The 15,473-nt window shown below is 74.5% G+C and carries 15 protein-coding genes; 9 read left to right on the forward strand and 6 right to left on the reverse strand.

All coding sequences use genetic code 11. The features are described from left to right. On the forward strand, window positions 1-840 hold an 840-nt coding region (locus tag KS423_RS19380; protein WP_224280812.1), incomplete at its 5' end, for a zinc metalloprotease. A gap of 29 nt (window positions 841-869) precedes the next feature. Here KS423_RS19380 and KS423_RS19385 read toward each other — a convergent pair. Continuing rightward, on the reverse strand, window positions 870-1,256 hold the full coding sequence (locus KS423_RS19385) for a hypothetical protein (RefSeq protein ID WP_224280813.1): 387 nt from the start codon (window positions 1,254-1,256) through the stop codon (window positions 870-872). Window positions 1,257-1,405: 149 nt separating this feature from the next. Here KS423_RS19385 and KS423_RS19390 point away from each other — a divergent pair, with 149 nt between their 5' ends. Together KS423_RS19390 and KS423_RS19395 are read left to right on the forward strand one after the other, a co-directional pair. Then, window positions 1,406-1,867, forward strand: coding sequence for a universal stress protein (locus KS423_RS19390; protein ID WP_224280814.1), 462 nt, complete (start codon window positions 1,406-1,408; stop codon window positions 1,865-1,867). Window positions 1,868-1,918: 51 nt separating this feature from the next. Continuing rightward, entirely contained in the window at window positions 1,919-2,767 is an 849-nt protein-coding gene (locus tag KS423_RS19395) for a DNA-formamidopyrimidine glycosylase family protein (RefSeq protein ID WP_224280815.1), read from the forward strand. Here the strand turns inward: KS423_RS19395 and KS423_RS19400 are convergent. Together KS423_RS19400 and KS423_RS19405 are read right to left on the reverse strand one after the other, a co-directional pair. Further along, window positions 2,715-3,350 carry a uridine kinase gene (locus KS423_RS19400; RefSeq protein ID WP_224280816.1) on the reverse strand — a complete coding sequence of 212 codons (636 nt, stop codon included), beginning with the start codon at window positions 3,348-3,350 and terminating at the stop codon, window positions 2,715-2,717. The two genes, KS423_RS19395 and KS423_RS19400, sit on opposite strands and share 53 nt — an antisense overlap. Window positions 3,351-3,397: 47 nt before the next feature. Continuing rightward, window positions 3,398-4,720 (reverse strand): PQQ-binding-like beta-propeller repeat protein, encoded by a 1,323-nt coding sequence (locus KS423_RS19405; RefSeq protein WP_224280817.1) that lies wholly within the window; start codon window positions 4,718-4,720, stop codon window positions 3,398-3,400. A gap of 526 nt (window positions 4,721-5,246) precedes the next feature. Here KS423_RS19405 and KS423_RS19410 point away from each other — a divergent pair. The 6 genes from KS423_RS19410 to KS423_RS19440 all read left to right on the forward strand — a co-directional run bounded on the left by KS423_RS19410 (window position 5,247) and on the right by KS423_RS19440 (window position 11,483). Continuing rightward, on the forward strand, window positions 5,247-6,902 hold the full coding sequence (locus KS423_RS19410; RefSeq protein WP_224280818.1) for a histidine kinase: 1,656 nt from the start codon (window positions 5,247-5,249) through the stop codon (window positions 6,900-6,902). Window positions 6,903-7,050: 148 nt separating this feature from the next. After that, window positions 7,051-7,719 (forward strand): response regulator transcription factor, encoded by a 669-nt coding sequence (locus tag KS423_RS19415; RefSeq protein WP_224280824.1) that lies wholly within the window; start codon window positions 7,051-7,053, stop codon window positions 7,717-7,719. Between the two features lie 556 nt (window positions 7,720-8,275). Then, entirely contained in the window at window positions 8,276-9,016 is a 741-nt protein-coding gene (locus KS423_RS48050) for a transglycosylase family protein (RefSeq protein WP_308020218.1), read from the forward strand. 150 nt (window positions 9,017-9,166) lie between these two features. Beyond that, window positions 9,167-9,868: a trans-aconitate 2-methyltransferase gene (locus KS423_RS19430; protein WP_224280819.1), complete on the forward strand. Its 702-nt coding sequence runs from the start codon at window positions 9,167-9,169 to the stop codon at window positions 9,866-9,868. 106 nt (window positions 9,869-9,974) lie between these two features. Then, window positions 9,975-10,763: an SDR family NAD(P)-dependent oxidoreductase gene (locus tag KS423_RS19435; protein WP_224280820.1), complete on the forward strand. Its 789-nt coding sequence runs from the start codon at window positions 9,975-9,977 to the stop codon at window positions 10,761-10,763. 114 nt (window positions 10,764-10,877) lie between these two features. Continuing rightward, window positions 10,878-11,483 carry a TIGR03086 family metal-binding protein gene (locus KS423_RS19440; RefSeq protein WP_224280821.1) on the forward strand — a complete coding sequence of 202 codons (606 nt, stop codon included), beginning with the start codon at window positions 10,878-10,880 and terminating at the stop codon, window positions 11,481-11,483. Window positions 11,484-11,487: 4 nt separating this feature from the next. On the opposite strand, the gene KS423_RS19445 is transcribed toward KS423_RS19440, so the two are convergent. From KS423_RS19445 to KS423_RS47420, 3 genes are all read right to left on the reverse strand, one after another. Continuing rightward, window positions 11,488-12,627, reverse strand: coding sequence for an alpha/beta hydrolase (locus tag KS423_RS19445; protein ID WP_224280822.1), 1,140 nt, complete (start codon window positions 12,625-12,627; stop codon window positions 11,488-11,490). A gap of 105 nt (window positions 12,628-12,732) precedes the next feature. After that, window positions 12,733-13,200 carry a (2Fe-2S)-binding protein gene (locus tag KS423_RS19450; RefSeq protein WP_224280823.1) on the reverse strand — a complete coding sequence of 156 codons (468 nt, stop codon included), beginning with the start codon at window positions 13,198-13,200 and terminating at the stop codon, window positions 12,733-12,735. A 44-nt stretch (window positions 13,201-13,244) separates the two neighbouring features. Beyond that, a partial coding sequence (locus KS423_RS47420) for a xanthine dehydrogenase family protein molybdopterin-binding subunit (protein WP_263455025.1) occupies window positions 13,245-15,473 on the reverse strand: 2,229 nt, incomplete at its 5' end.

Raw genomic sequence — 15,473 nt, forward strand, 5'->3', positions numbered from 1 at the left:
GTCGGTGCGGCCGGTGCTGGTGCTGGTGCCGCGGCGCGGCTGCCGGCCGGCAGCCGCCCGGGCCGGGACCCGAACGAGGTCAGCGCCGCGCAGGCCCGGGCGATGCAGGCCGACCTCGACCAGCGGCTCGCCGAACTGGGCACCGGCCGGGTCCGGGCCGCCGTTCCCACCACCGTCCCGGTGTTCGTCCACGTGATCCACGACGGCGGCGCCGGACGGCTTGACCAGGCCGCCGTCGCGGGCCAGATCGACCACCTCAACAGCAGCTACGGCGGCCAGGGCGAGGGCAACGCCCCGAGCCCGTTCCACTTCCAGCTGGTCGGCACGGACTGGACCGACAACGCCTCCTGGTACACCGGCATGACCCCGGGCTCGCCGGCCGAGCGGGCGATGAAGACCACCCTGCGCAAGGGGGACCAGGGCACCCTCAACCTCTACACCGCCCGGCTCGGCAAGTCCCTGCTCGGCTGGTCGACGTTCCCGAACGCGTACCGGACGAACCCGACCGACGACGGCGTCGTGGTGCTCGACGCCTCCCTGCCGGGCGGCGCCGCCACCCACTACGACGAGGGCAACACCGCGACCCACGAGATCGGCCACTGGCTCGGCCTCCTCCACACCTTCCAGGGCGGCTGCCGGGCCCCGGGCGACTACGTGGACGACACCCCGGCCGAGCGCACCGCCGCCTCCGGCTGCCCCGAGGGCCGCGACACCTGCCCCGGCCCAGGGCTCGACCCGATCCACAACTTCATGGACTACAGCTATGACTCCTGCATGACCCAGTTCACCCCGGGCCAGGTCCAACGGATGGCCAACTCCTGGGCCGCCTACCGGAGTTGAGTCGAGTCTCGGTCGGCCTGGAGGGCGGCTCAGCAGAACACCACGAGGTAGAGCAGCGTCCGGCCGCCCGAGGCGCGGAACTCGTACGCCAGGTATTCCAGGGCAGAGGCCTCCAGCCAGGCGCCCGGGCGTTCCTCGGGGGCGAGCAGGGAAGGCACGAAGAAGCCCGGTGAGGCCTCGTGCAGCCGGCCCCACAGGCCCAGCGTCATCTCGTCCGCGTGGACCGCCAGCCGCTTCGCCAGCCGCCGGTCCACCGGGCCGCGGGCCAGCCGCCAGTAGCGTCCTTCGGAGTCCACGAAGCCGCCCGACTTCAGCGGGTCGTGGAGCACCCAGCTGTCGTCGTCCTCGTCCTTGGGCGGCAGGGCGGCCAGGACCTCGGCGAAGCCGCCGGTACGACGGCGCGGTTTGCTCGGCATCCGGGCATCCTCCCAGCTCCTGACCGCCCGTCGCACTTGGAATTGAATGCGGCGGGCCGCTTCCGGCGTGGCAGATACCGACCGTTTGTCCGATTTGATCTATGTTCAGAGGGTCCGGACCGATCAGGAGCAACCGAAGGAGCAAGGGCATGAGTGCCAATCCCCGGATCGTCGTCGGCGTGGACGGCTCGCCCGCCTCGGAGCAGGCGCTGCGCTGGGCGATCGACTACGCGCGGGCCGTCGGCGGGACGGTCCACGCGATCGCCGCCTGGGAGTACCCGGCCTTCTACGGTTGGGCCGGGCAGGGCGTGCCGACCGTCGAGACCTTCAACCCCGAGGAGATTGCCGGGAAGACCCTCAGCGAGGCCATCACCAAGGTGGCCGGCGACGACGCCGGCGTACGGATCACCGAGAGCGTGATGCCCGGCAACGCCGCCCGGGCGCTGCTGGAGGCCGCCAAGGGCGCCGCTCTGATCGTCGTCGGAAGCCGGGGCCTGGGCGGCTTCACCGGCGTGCTGCTCGGCTCGGTCAGCCGCCATCTCACCGAGCACGCGCCCTGCCCGGTGGTCGTGGTGCGCGAGGGCCAGACCGCCCCGGAGCAGTCGGCGTAGCGCACCGGGGTCGATACCGCGCCGGGCCGCCGCACGGACCAGAATGGAGGCATGCCAGAAGGTGACTCCGTCTACCGCGCGGCGGCCCACTTGCACGAGGCCCTCGCCGGACAGCCGCTGACCAGCGCCGACCTGCGGGTGCCCGCGCACGCCACCGCCGACCTCACCGGCCGCCGGGTGCTGGAGGTCGCCCCGCGCGGCAAGCACCTGCTCGCCCGCTTCGACGGCGGCCTCACCCTCCACACCCACCTGCGGATGGACGGCCGCTGGGAGGTCTACCGCCCCGGCGAGCGGTGGACCGGCGGCCCCGACCGGCAGATCCGCGCCGTCCTCGGCACCGACCGGGGCACCGCCGTCGGCTACCGGCTGCCCGTCGTCGAACTGCTGCGCACCGCCGACGAACGGCGGATCGTCGGCCACCTCGGCCCCGACCTGCTCGGCCCCGACTGGGACCCGGTCGAGGCCGTCCGCCGGCTCCTCGCCCGCCCGGGCCGCCCGCTCGTCGAGGCCCTGCTCGACCAGCGCAACCTCGCCGGGATCGGCAACGTCTACGCCAACGAGCTGTGCTTCGTGGCGGGCGTCACCCCCTGGACCGAGGTCGGCGAACTCCCGCACCCCGACCGGCTGGTGGAGCGCGCCCGACAGATGCTGGAGGCCAACAAGCTGCGCCCCGGCCACATCACCACCGGCGACACCCGGCCCGGCTACCAGCACTGGGTCTACGGCCGGGCCGGACGGCCCTGCCCGCGCTGCGTCACCCCGGTGGTCACCGGGCGGCAGGGCTCGCCGCCGCGCGACCGGTCGGTGTACTGGTGCCCGTACTGCCAGCGCGGCCCGGCCCCGGAGGTCACGGCCGCTCGACCAGCGCGGGGTGGCGGGGGTCGTCCACCCGTACGGTGACGTCGGCCGCCTCGGCGGGCCCGGTCTCCGCCTCGTAGCGGGCGAAGGCGGGCAGCGTCCACTGCTGGTCGGCCGGGGTGCGGCGGGCCAGTGCGGCCGGGCCGAGGGCCAGGTGGACGGTCAGCTCCAGCGGCAGCCAGCGGCCGAGCAGCAGGGCGCCGTCCAGCAACAGCACGCCGCCGGGCGGGAGTTCGGTGTACGGGGCGCGGGTCGACCGGTCGGTGACCGGGTCGCGCAGGGAGGGCAGGACGCGGCCGCTGCCGCCCGGCTCCAGCGGGTCGAGCACCTCGCGCAGCAGGGCGCCGTCGTCCAGCCAGAGGTCGTGGAAGGCGTCCGCGTCCTGGTGGCCGTACTCCAGCCGGATCGAGGCAGGGCGCAGGAAGCCGGAGGCCGAGACCCGCAGCGTCGGGTGGCCGCGCAGCCGCAGCGGCTCCACCAGGGAGTCGGCGAGCGCTTCGGGCCGGGCGGCGGCCGCGCCGTCCACGGCGACCCGCAGGCGCCGGCCACCGGCGTCGGACAGGGCGGTGATGCGGTCGGCGAGCAGCTCGGCCAGGTTGTCGGGGGAGATCGGGCGTACCTGCATCGGGTCGTCCTGCCGTTTCGTGTGGTCCTGTCGTTTCGTCGGGGCGCTCAGCGCAGGGGGAGGGCGTGCAGGATGTCGTCGTGACCCGCGTAGAGGAGGTTTCCGTCGAAGGCGAGCGTCCAGACGTCCTTGCCCGGGCCCGAGTCGTGGAAGGTCCACCCCAGCTCGCCGGTCGAGGTGTGGATCGCGCTGACCCCGCCGACCGCCGTACCCGGGACGAACAGTGTCCTGTCGCCGACCAGCGGACGGGTGCGGCGGTCCAGCGGGAACGGCAGTCGGCAGGACCAGAGCACGGTTCCGGAGTGCGACTCGTGGCAGGTGACGACGCCCTGGTCCCACGGGATGTACACCTGCGAGCCGTCGTGGAGGGGCGGCAGGGCCCGCCGGGACTCGCCACGGGCGGGGGAGTACGTCCAGCCCGGCTCGCCCGTGGCCTGCAGCATGCGCACGCCGCCGTTGCCGTCGGGGACGTAGAAGTTCCCCGAGCCGGTGACGCACCAGCGAAGGTCCTCGTCACCGGGGGCGGTCCACCGCTCGCGGCCGGTGGCGGCGTCCCGGGCCACCAGCTCGGCGCGGCCGCCGAGGAAACGGGCGCAGGCGAGGAGGCCGCCTCCGCTGTGGGTGGTGGGGATGACGGGCTGCTCCTCCCGCTCGGTGCGGACGGACCAGAGCAGCGCGCGGTCGGTGACCCGCAGCGCGAAGAGGCGGTTGTCCGTCGGGGTGCCGTCGGCCTGCGGGCGGCCCCAGGAGTAGCCGTAGAGGACGCCGGGGCCGGAGCGGTCGTAGCCGGCGAGGCGGATCTGCCCCTGGAGCTCGTCGGGCAGCGGCCGGCTCCAGTCGGCGGCGGGGTCGGTGAAGTGACGGGCCTCGACGTGGCCCTCGTAGGTGGTGAAGAGGTGTTCCGGCCCGACCACCACCTTGCCGAGCATGTCGAGGTCGCTGGGCCAGCTGCGGGCGGCCGGCGGGTCGACGACCAGCAGCCGGGCGGCGGTGCCCTTGGCGGGGTCGAGGACCTGCAGACCGTTCTTGGAGAGGTAGACCGGGCGGCCCGGCGGGTCGGTGAGCCGCTCCGGGGTCATCGCCTCCGGGCCGCGGTAGGTCCAGACCGGCGTCGGCCCGGACAGCGCGGTCGGATTCGGCCTGGTCGGCTCCGGCGTCGGGAGGGCGCCACCGACACCCGAACGGCCGAACGCCCAGGCGGCCCCGCCCGCTGCGAGCACCCCGGCCCCGACCAGCATCCGGCGCCGGCTCGGCCGCGGGCGCACCCCGCCGCCCGCGATCACGTCCTCGGAGGCCTCGCCGCCGGCGGTTTCCTCGTCCCACTGCCACGACGTTCCACGCGCGGGACCCCCGGACGACGGCGACTGCATGCGGCTCTCGCTTCCCCACCGGCGGCCTCACGCCGCCACCCGCCCGGAGAATATCGAACGGCTCCCGAACCGTCCCAAACCCCCGCAACGCCCGTACACGGGGTCGTGGCACCCCGTACGAGGCCCGCCCGGGAGCCCACCGGAGGTACGCCGTGACGGCCGGGACGATCGCACCCGGGCGGATCCCCCGAGGTTGACCGGTGGCGCGACGGGATGTGCCCGGCATGCCGTCCGTGCCGGTGCGCGCCGGGCTCCGGGGCCGGCACAAGAGCATGCGCCATCCGCACGCGACCGGTGGGGCCGCTGGTACGCGGCCCGGGCCGTGGCGGGGGAGGGGCTGGAGCACGCGGCCGAGCGGCTGCTGCGCGAGGTCGGCTCGACCCACCGGGTGGACGACGTGGCGCTGCTGCTCACGGCTTTCGGCTGAGCGGCCGTAAGACGGGGCCCGACCAGGCGACTTTCGTCGGCACGAGGCGACGACGAAGGAGGACGGCGGGGGCTCCGTCCGGACCGATAGCCTCGACGCGTGGAAGCGATCGCGCGGGCCTGGAACACGGTGGTACGGACAGCTCTGCCGGGGCCCTGGCGGCCCCGGCGGGTGGTGGGCGAGGCCGTGCTCGCCCTGCTGATGGGCGGGTTCGCCGCCCTGTTGGAGCTGCTCTCCAACACCGGCCTGGCGGTGCCCTTCGGCCTCGCCGTCGCGGCGCTGTGGGTGCTGCGCAAGGGGTTGCCGGCCACCGTGCTGCTCGCCGCCGCGGCCCTGGCCGGCTGGGGGGCCGGGCCGATGCCGATGCTGGTCTGCGCGGGCTGGACGGCCGGCGCGCGGATCCGCCGGGTCTGGTCGCTGGTCGGCACCTTCGTCGTGAGCTGGGTGCTGTTCACCGTGACGGGCGTGCTGAAGGACGGCGCCTCGTTCTCGCCGAAGCTGCTCCTGTCGCTGTCGCTCGGCTTCTTCCTGGTGATCGCCGTGCTGCCCGCGCTCTACGGCCGCTACCGGGCACAGCGCCGCGCCCTGCTGGACGCGCTGCGCGAGCGCAACGAGCAGCTGCTGCGCGAGCGGGTCATGGTGGTGCACCAGGCGCGGCTGCGCGAGCGGCACCGGATCGCCCAGGACATGCACGACAGCCTGGGCCACCAGCTGGCGCTGATCTCGGTGCACTCGGGTGCGCTGGAGGTGGACCGGACGCTCACCGACCGGCAGCGCGAGGCGGTCGGAGTGCTGCGGCAGGCGGCGGTCGCGGCGATGCGCGAGCTGCGCGAGGTGGTCGGGGTGCTGCACGACGAGTCGACGGCGCTGCCGCCCGGCACCGGGACGGCTGCAGGGACGCCGGCCCGGGGCGGCGCGGACGGGGTCGAGGGGCTGGTGGAGTCCTCCCGGGCGGCCGGGGCGGAGATCGAGCTCACCCGGGAGGGCGAGCGGCGTCCGCTGCCGGCCGCGGTCGACCACGCGGCGTACCGGATCGTGCAGGAGGCGCTCACCAACGCACACAAGCACGCCCCCGGCGCGCCGATCGGTGTCGCGCTGCGGTACGAGCCGGACGCCCTGGTGGTGGAGGTGACGAACAGTCGCGCGCCGGAGCTCGTGGGCGCACGCGTCGGCGTGGGCGCGGCGGTCAGCGGCGGTCAGGGGCTGACCGGCCTGCGGGAGCGCGCCCGGCTGGTCGGCGGCATGGTGCACGCCGGGCCCACGCCGGAGCAGGGCTTCCGGCTGGCGGCCGTCCTGCCGTACGAAGGGGCGGAGGCGGAGGCCACGGACGGGGCCGAGGGCTGGATGCCGGACGGCCCGTTGCCGGTCGAGGAACCGGAGCGCAGGCGGCGCAGCCCGGCGGTGGGCTGCGCCCTCGGGGTGGTCGTGATCGGGCTGATCGTGCTCGGCCTGCTGGTCTGGGGCGTGGTCGCCTTCGTCAAGGGCACCAACGACGCGACCGTGCAGATGCCGATGTACGACCAGATCAGGCTCGGCACCGCAGAGTCCGAGGTGCTGCAGACGCTGCCGCGCGGCAACGACTTCTTCACCGACACCTACAAGGGGACAGGGCCCGAGGTGCCGGCGGGCGCGCACTGCCGCTGGTACGTCCTGAGCGGTGCGCCCGGCGCCGGCTGGAACGAGGAGCACGTGGCGCGGTTCTGCTTCCGGGACGGGGCGTTGGTGGAGAAGCAGGAGTACGTGGCGAAGAGCTGAGTGCCCCCGTGCGCGGGCGGGTGCTTCGACCGGGACGGGCCGGGCCGGTTCAGAGCGTGGTGGTCCGGATCGGGGTGGTTCGGAGGGATGCCGCCGGGATGTGAGGATGGTGCCGCAGCCGAAGCACCGTTCGAGGGGAATGACCAGCGTGATCCGAGTCCTCGTCGCCGACGACGAGCCGCTGATCCGGGCCGGGATCAGGATGATCCTCGGCTCCGCCGACGACATCGAGGTGGTCGCGGAGGCCGCCGACGGCCGGGAGGCGCTGGAGCTCGCGCGGGCGCACCGGGTGGACGTGGTGCTGCTGGACATCCAGATGCCGGTGATGGACGGGCTGACGGCGCTCGGGGAGCTGGCAAAGGCCGCCCCCGGCGCGCGGGCGCTGATCCTCACCACCTTCGGGGAGCGCGAGAACGTCCTGCGCGCCGTGACCGAGGGCGGTGCCGGCTTCCTGCTCAAGGACACCGCGCCGAACGAGCTGATCCAGGCCGTCCGGGCGGCGGCGGGTGGGAACGCCTTCCTCTCCCCGGCCGCCACCCGGCACATCGTCGACTCGCTGGCCTCCGGGCGCAGCGCCTCGCTGGCCGCCCGCGGCGTGGCGGCGCGGCGCCGGCTGGAGGTGCTCACCCCGCGCGAGCTGGAGGTGTTGGCGCTGCTCGGAGAGGGTCTGTCCAACGCCGACGCGGGGGCGCGGATCCACATGAGTGAGGCGACGGTGAAGACCTACGTCAGCCGGATCCTGGCCAAGCTGGGCTGCGAGAACCGGGTCCAGGCGGCGCTGCTGGCGCGGGATGCGGAGCTCGACGGCCGTCGCTGAGGGTGCTTTCGCAGTCACCATGAGTGTCGGGCGTGACGGATTCCACTCGGCGGCGGCGCGGAACCGGGAACTCCGGGTGCGGTGGTGACGGTGCGTCAGCTGACGGTTCCTCCGCGTGGATGGTGTGCCGGCTTTCTCGGATGGACAGGTGTGAGTGATGGCACGGAATGTGACCGTTTGATCTTGAAAATTCGGTCAAAAATGGTCAAATCGGGCATGATTTCTTGATCGATACCGCCGGTAACAGTCAACTGACCTGCGACGTCCAAGAATTGCTTGCTGCGTCCGGGTGATGGCCCCTAGCTTCATTGGCGGCGCAACGAGCGCCACCCGGGTTCACCCCGACGCACTGCCCGCCGACTGACCCGCGGCGCGAGGGCGGTGCCCGCCGACCAGGCCGGCTCGAACAGGCCGTCGGCGTGCGGAGGTGACCGGGGCGGCACGGCACGTCCGACACGTGTCCGGCCGCCCGTCGAGTGAGGTGAGCGAACAACTGCCGGCCCATGTCCCGGGCCTGGTTCCGCATGCCCACCCGGGACTTGTCGAGAGGACCTGTATGAATCCCCGTCACGAGACCGCCGCTGCCACCGACACCACCGCCACCACCAAGCGCAACCGCGTACGGATGGCGGTCGTCGCGGGAGCCGCCGTCGCGGCCCTGCCGGTGGCCGGCCTCGTCACGGCCACCTCGGCCTCCGCCGCTACCGCCTCGGCCTGGGACGCCGTCGCCCAGTGCGAGAGCGGCGGGAACTGGAGCATCAGCACCGGCAACGGCTTCCACGGCGGACTGCAGTTCACCCCGTCCACCTGGGCCGCGTACGGCGGGACCGCGTACGCCTCCCAGGCCAACAAGGCGACCAGGGCGCAGCAGATCGCCGTCGCGGAGAAGGTCCTCGCCTCGCAGGGCCCGGGCGCCTGGCCCGTCTGCTCGCAGAAGGCGGGTCTGGGCAAGGGCGGCGCTCCGGCCGCCGTCGACGCCTCGGCCGGCACGCCGGCCAAGGCGGCCGCTCCGAGCACCAGGGCGGCGAAGCCCGCCGCCAAGCCCGCTGCCGCTGCCGCCAAGCCCGCGGCCGAGCCGCAGGCGCCCAAGGGGCGGCCCTCGGCCAAGCCGGTGCAGTCCGCGCCGGTCGCGCCGAAGAACACCGCCGGTGGCGGCTACACCGTCAGGAGCGGTGACACCCTGAGCGACATCGCGGCCAAGTTCGGCACCGACACGGACAGCCTCTACCGGAAGAACGCGCGCACCATCGGCGGCGACCCGGACCTGATCTTCCCGGGCCAGATGCTGACCGTCTGACGGGAAGCCGCCTGACGTAGCCCTGCCGACCGGCCGAGCGGCCGCCCCTGCACCGGGGTGGCCGCTCCGGCCGGTTCCGGGGCGTTCCGGCCGGTTTCGGTGTGTTCCGGGCCGTTCCCGGCCTGTTCCCCGCGCCGGTAGGGTCGGCCGATGGTCCGACTGATCGGCGACAGTGAGCTCACCGCCTCCCCGGTGGTGGCCAACAGCACCATGAACCGCGAACGCGGGCTCAACGGGGTGAACAGCTACGCCCGCGAGCTCGGCTTCGACCCGCTGGACTGGCTGACGCAGCACGGCGGCACGACGCCGGGGTGGCTGGACCTGTGCAGTGGCGAGGGCCGGGCGCTGGTGGAGGCGGCGCGGCGGCCGGCCCCGGGGGCGGCACGGGCCGGAGCCCCACGGGCGGGCGTGGAACTGACCGGCGTGGACCTGGTCGGCCCGCTGGCCCCGCCGCCGGACCTGGCGGCGCTGCCACACCTGCGTCTGGTCACGGCAGCCGTCGCGGACTGGGCGCCGGAGCGGTCCTACGACCTGATCACCTGTGTGCACGGGCTGCACTACCTCGGCGACCAGCTCGGCGTGATCGCCCGCGCCGCCTCCTGGCTGACGCCGAACGGCCGGTTCGCCGCCCACTTTGACGCGGAGTCGGTGCGCCGCCCGGACGGCTCCGGCGCGGCCCGCGCGGTGGTGGCGGCGCTGCGGGCGGCAGGCTTCGAGTACCGGGCGCGCCGGCACCTGCTGGTCCTGGACGGCGGACGGAAGGTCGTGCTGCCCTTCGGCTACGCCGGAGCCGACCCGGCGGCCGGGCCGAACTACACGGGCCAGCCGGCAGTCGGGTCGTACTACCGGTAGCCGGCGCGCACGCCGGGGACGAGGGCGCATCGAGGCGTGGTTGAACGTTGAACGCAACGTCCGAATACCGCCGGAGGTTTGAAGCGCCGCGGACCAGGATCGAGTCATGTCCGAGATCGGAACCAGGAGTTCTGGAGATATGACGATGAACGGTGCGGCGGTGCTCGACGGCAAGGTGGCGCTGGTGACCGGCGGCAGCCGGGGGATCGGGGCCGCGGTCGCCCTGCGGCTGGCCGAGGACGGCGCCGACGTGGTGCTGACCTACCAGGGAGGTGCGGAGCGGGCCGAAGAGGTCGCAGCCAAGATCACCGCGATGGGGCGGACCGGCTGGGCCGTGCGGGCGGACAGCGCCGACCCGCAGGCGGTGCAGGGCGTGGTCGAGGCCGTCGCCGAGCGGTTCGGGAAGCTGGACGTCCTGGTGAACAACGCCGGCGTCGGCGTCCTCGGCCCGATCGGCGACCTCACACTGGACGACGTCGACCGGGTGCTGGAGGTGAACGTCCGGGCGCCCTTCCTGTACGCCCGGGCGGCCTCCGCGCACCTGGCCGACGGCGGGCGGATCGTCACCGTCGGCAGCTGCATCGCCCAGCGCGTCGCCTTCCCCGGCGCGACGCTGTACGCGACCAGCAAGGCCGCGCTGATCGGCCTGACCAAGGCGCTGGCCCGGGAGCTCGGGCCGCGCGGGATCACCGCCAACCTGGTCCACCCCGGGCCGATCGACACCGACATGAACCCGGCCGACGGCCCGTCGGCGGAGGCCCAGAGCGGGCTCACCGCGCTCGGCCGCTACGGCACCGGCGCGGAGGTCGCCGCCGCCGTCGCCTACCTGGCGGGCCCGGACGGCCGGTACGTCAGCGGCGCCGAGCTGGCGGTGGACGGCGGCTTCGCCGCCTGACCCGCGGTAGCGGCGGGCACGGTGTCGTGCCGGGCGGTTGTCGGCGCCCGCGCTTACGATCACCCGGCACGACACCGTGCTCCCGCACCGGGACCCCGTACCGAGAGGTGTGCCATGACCGCAGCGGAAGACCCGATCGGGCTGCTCGCCCGGGCCCTCGCGCAGACCGCCGGGCTGATCGACGGCACCGGCGTCGAGCTGGCCGGCCACCCGACGCCGTGCCGCTCCTGGGACGTCGGTGACCTGATCAGCCACCTCCTGCACGACCTGCGGCAGTTCACCGTACGGGCGAAGGGCGGGCAGCCGGACTGGTCTCGGCCCTTCGAGCGGGTCGAGGAGGACTGGCTGCACGCCTTCGAGGCCGGGGCGGAGGAGCTGGTCGACGCGTGGCGCGCGGCCGGTGACCTCGGGGGCACCCTGGAGGTCCCCGGTGTCGGGACCCTGCCGGCCCGTTTTCCGGTGGACCAGCAGATCGCCGAATTCGCCGTCCACGGCTGGGACTTGGCCCGAGCCAGCGGCCAGTCCACCGAGGGCCTGGACCACGAGGTCGCGCTCGCCGCGCTCGCCTGGGCCGGCGGCGCCCTCAACCCCGAGTACCGCGGTGCCGAGGAGGAGCACCACGCCTTCGGCCCCGCCGTCGCCGTCCCCGAGGATGCCCCGGCGTACGACCGGCTCGCGGCCTTCTTCGGCCGCGACCCGGCGGCGGCCCTCGCCCCGTAGCCCCCTACCCGCGGCTCCAGCGGAACCCGACCTCGGGGTAGCGCGGGGACGGGGCGTCGAGCAGCGGGGCGGGGCGGTCGCGGAGGAAGCGGTCGACGAAGGCCCGGACGTAGGTACGGGTGAGGGCGGTGGCGCGGTCGGGGGCGATGGTGCCGAGCAGAGCCGCGTAGACCTCGGCGGGAAGGCGGCCCGGCAGGTTGCCGGGGCCGGCGGCGTGCGGCAGGTCGGTGAAGCTGAGGTGGCCCGCGCCCAGGGTGCGCAGCTGGCGCCCCCACGCGTGGTGGTGCTCGCGCCAGCGCTGCCAGGTGTCGTGGTCGTCGATCGAGGTGAGCAGCAGGAACGGCCGGTCCAGCCCGAGCTCCGGGACGGGGGAGCCGAACAGGCCGCCGTCGAGGTCGAGGCCGATCCGGAAGCGCGGGTCCTGGCGCAGCGCCTCGGCGGCCGCGGCTCCGCCCATGGAGTGGCCGAGCACGCCGATCCGCCCCTCGTCGACCCGGAACGGCAGCCGGCCGCCGGTCAGTTCGCCGGTGACGAAGCGCAGGTCGCCGACCCGCACGGCGATCTCCTTGCGCTCGGCGGCATCCCGGTCCGGCGGGTCCTGCGACAGGACGCTGCGCACCAGCCGGCCGTCCGGGAACTCGACGGCGGCGGCGTCGTAGGTGTGGTCGACGGCCGCGACGAGGTAGCCGTGCGCGGCCAACTCCTCAGCCAGCGCGGTGCAGTTGCTGCGTCCGCCCGTGCGGCCGTGTCCGAGCAGCAGCAGGGGGAGCGGGCCGGGGCGGACGGGCGCGTCGGCGCGGGCGGTGGGGCGGACCCGGGCGAGGGTGCCCGGGTCCAGCGGCAGGACCTGCTCGATCGCGGCCGCGACCCGGGGGGTGGTGTAGGGGGCGCGGGGCCGGCCGGCGGTGCCGCGTGCCGGGTACCAGAGCTGCACCATCAGTTCGCGCGGGCCGGGGGCGGGCGCGAACGGGTCGAGCCGGTCGTGGTCGACCAGGTGCAGGCTCGTGGTGCCGACCGGCCGGCCGACGGTGGGCGCGGGCAGGTCGATGGTGCGCGGCGGTGCGGCCAGGGCGGGCCCGGCGGGCAGCAGGGCGGCGGTCCCGCCCAGGCCCGCGAGGGCGAGCAGTGAACGGCGCCTGATCATGCGTCATCCTTGCCGGCTCGGCGACGGGTCCGGTCAGCCTAGGTGGTCTGGTCCGGTGGCGCCAGAGCGCGGGGATGCGGGGGCGGCGACGAGACGGGGGACGGCTCAGGGCCTGGCGGCCTGCCGGGCGGCGGCCTGTTTGATCGCCTCGCGGATGCGCGGGTAGCTGCCGCAGCGGCAGATGTTCTGGATCTGGTCGATGTCCGCGTCCGTCGGGTTCGGGGTGTGGCGCAGCAGGGCGACGGCGGTCATGATCTGGCCGGGCTGGCAGAAGCCGCACTGGGCGACGTCGCAGGCCAGCCAGGCCTCCTGGACCGGGTGCAGGACCTCGCCGTCGGCCAGCCCCTCGATGGTGGTGACGCTGTGCCCCGCGCAGTCTTTGACGGAACGGGTGCAGGGCTGGAACTCCCGGCCGTCCAGGTGGCTGGTGCAGGCACGGCAGACGCCCACCCCGCAGCCGTACTTGGGGCCGGTGACGCCGAGCTTGTCGCGTAGCACCCAGAGCATGGGCATGTCGTCCGGGGCTTCGACGGTGACGGGCCGCCCGTTGAGGACGAAGGTGTGGGTGGACATCGGGAGTCGGGATTCCTCAGCTGGTGGTCAGAAGGTGCCGGTGGTCAGAAATTGATCGGGAAGGAGCGCGGGCCGGTGCCGGTCGCGCGGGCGTAGGCGTTGGCTACGGCGGCGGAGGCAGCCGGGACGCCCAGCTCGCCCGCACCGCCGGGCGGTCCGCTCGGGGGCATCAGGTGGATCTCGACCACCGGCGGGGTGTGCCGCTGCCGGGCGTAGTGGAAGTCGCCGTAACTGCCTTCCCGGAAGGCGCCGTTGTCCAGGTGGTTGCCGGCCTGCAGGATCACCGAGATGCCGTCGACCAGCGCGCCGGTGAGCTGGGCCTCCAGGCCCTTGGGGTTGATCACCCGGCCGACGTCGGCGACGACGACGGCCTTGGTCACCCGGGGGTCGGCCCGGTCGGTGGCGTCCAGTTCGACCAGGTAGGCGGCGCCGGCGCCGTGCTCGTCGTGGTAGCCGATGCCCTGGGCCTGGCCCGGGGGCATCGGGCGGCCCCAGTTGCCTCTCTTGGCGAGTTCGTCCAGCACCGCCCGCCCGGAGGCGCTGCGCATCCGGGCCCGGCGGAAGGCCAGCTCGTCCTGGCCCATCCGGCGGGCGAGTTCGTCCATCATGATCTCGTCGGCGACCCGGACGGTGCCCGAGTAGACCGAGCGCCAGCTGCCGGTGTGCAGTTCCAGGGGCAGCTCGGCGAGCAGCTGGGTGGGCACTCCGACGTCGTACGGGATCTTCTCGGTGAGCAGGAAGAACAGTTCGGAGGCGGTGAGCCCGGCCAGTGGGAGGTTGTAGCCGGCGGCGGTGAGCATGTCGCCGAGGCCGTGCCCGAGGTCGGTGCGGACGCCGGCCACGTGGTGCTCCCAGCTGAACACCTGGCCGAGGCCGTAGGTGGCGCGGATCAGGTGGTGGCTGGCCGGGCGCATCCGGCCGTGGCGCATGTCGTCGTTGCGGGTCCACATCAGCTTGACCGGGCGGCTGGCGGCCTTGGAGACCTGGGCGGCCTCCAGCGCGGCGTCGAAGAACAGCCGGCGGCCGAACGAGCCGCCGCCGCGCACCACGTGGACGGTGACGGCGTTCTCCGGCAGCCCGAGTTCGGCGGCGATGGTGCCCTGGGCGAGGATCGGGCTCTGCGCGGCGAACCACAGCTCGGCCCGGTTCGGCCGGACGTCGGCGATCGCGGTGAGCACCTCCATCGGGGCGTGGTTGACGAAGGCGAAGTCGAACTCCCCTTCCACGCGGTGGGAGAGCAGCGGCGGCGGGAGGGACGGCAGGTGGGCGGCGCGCAGCCGGGAGCGCACGTCGGCGTCGGACAGGCCCGCGACCGGCCCCGGGTTCCAGGTGGTGCGCAGTGCGTCGCGGGCCTTGAGCGCCTGGTCGAAGGTCTCGGCGAGGACGGCGACGCCGCTCGGGATCCGCACCACGCCGAGCACCCCGGGCATGGCGCGGGCGGCGGAGGCGTCGAGTGACCTGAGGGTGCCGTTGACGGTGTCCGGGCGGGCGACGACGGTGGGCACGGCGCCCGGGATCCGGAGGTCCCCGGCGTACTCGGCGCGGCCGGTGACGATGTCGCGGGCGTCGATCCGGCCGGTCGGCCTGCCCACCAGGCGCAGCTGGTCGGCGGTCTTGGGGACGGCCGGGACGGCGGGTGCGGCGACGGTGGCGGCCTCGGCGGCGAGGTCGCCGTAGCCGAAGCGGCGGCCGTCGGGGGCGAGGACGGCGGAGTCGGCGGTGCGCAGGGTGGTCGCGGGAACGTTCCAGCGCTTGGCGGCGACGGTCACCAGCCGGGCCCGGGCGGCGGCGGCCGCGGCGCGCACCGGATCGTACAGCGAGCGGATCGAGTTGGAGCCGCCGGTCAGCTGGTTGAACTGCAGTTCGGGGCGGGCGTCGGAGAGCGGGACGTCGACGTCGGAGAGCCGGGCGTCGAGCTCCTCGGCGACGATCATGGCGATCGCGGTGGTGAGGCCCTGGCCGACCTCCAGCCGGGGCAGGTGCAGCGCGGCGCGCCCGGCGGTGGTGACTTCGAGGACCAGCAGGTGCGAGGTCGGCAGCCCGGCGATGATCATCGCGTCGCCGAGGTCGACGATGTCCGGGATGCCGGGCAGGCCGATCAGCTGCTGGGGGAGGGCGGTCTCCCGGGCGGGCACGGCGGCCCCGGCGGGGGTCGGGGCGGCCTGCACGGTGGTGGGTGCGGCGGCGTCGAGGCCGAGGCGGGCGGCGACGGTGAGGGTGGGCGCGGCCAGCAGGTAGGTGAGGAAGCGCCGGCGGCGGGTGGCGCCGTCCGT

The sequence above is a fragment of the Streptomyces sp. LS1784 genome (assembly GCF_020103755.1).
Classification (GTDB): domain Bacteria; phylum Actinomycetota; class Actinomycetes; order Streptomycetales; family Streptomycetaceae; genus Kitasatospora.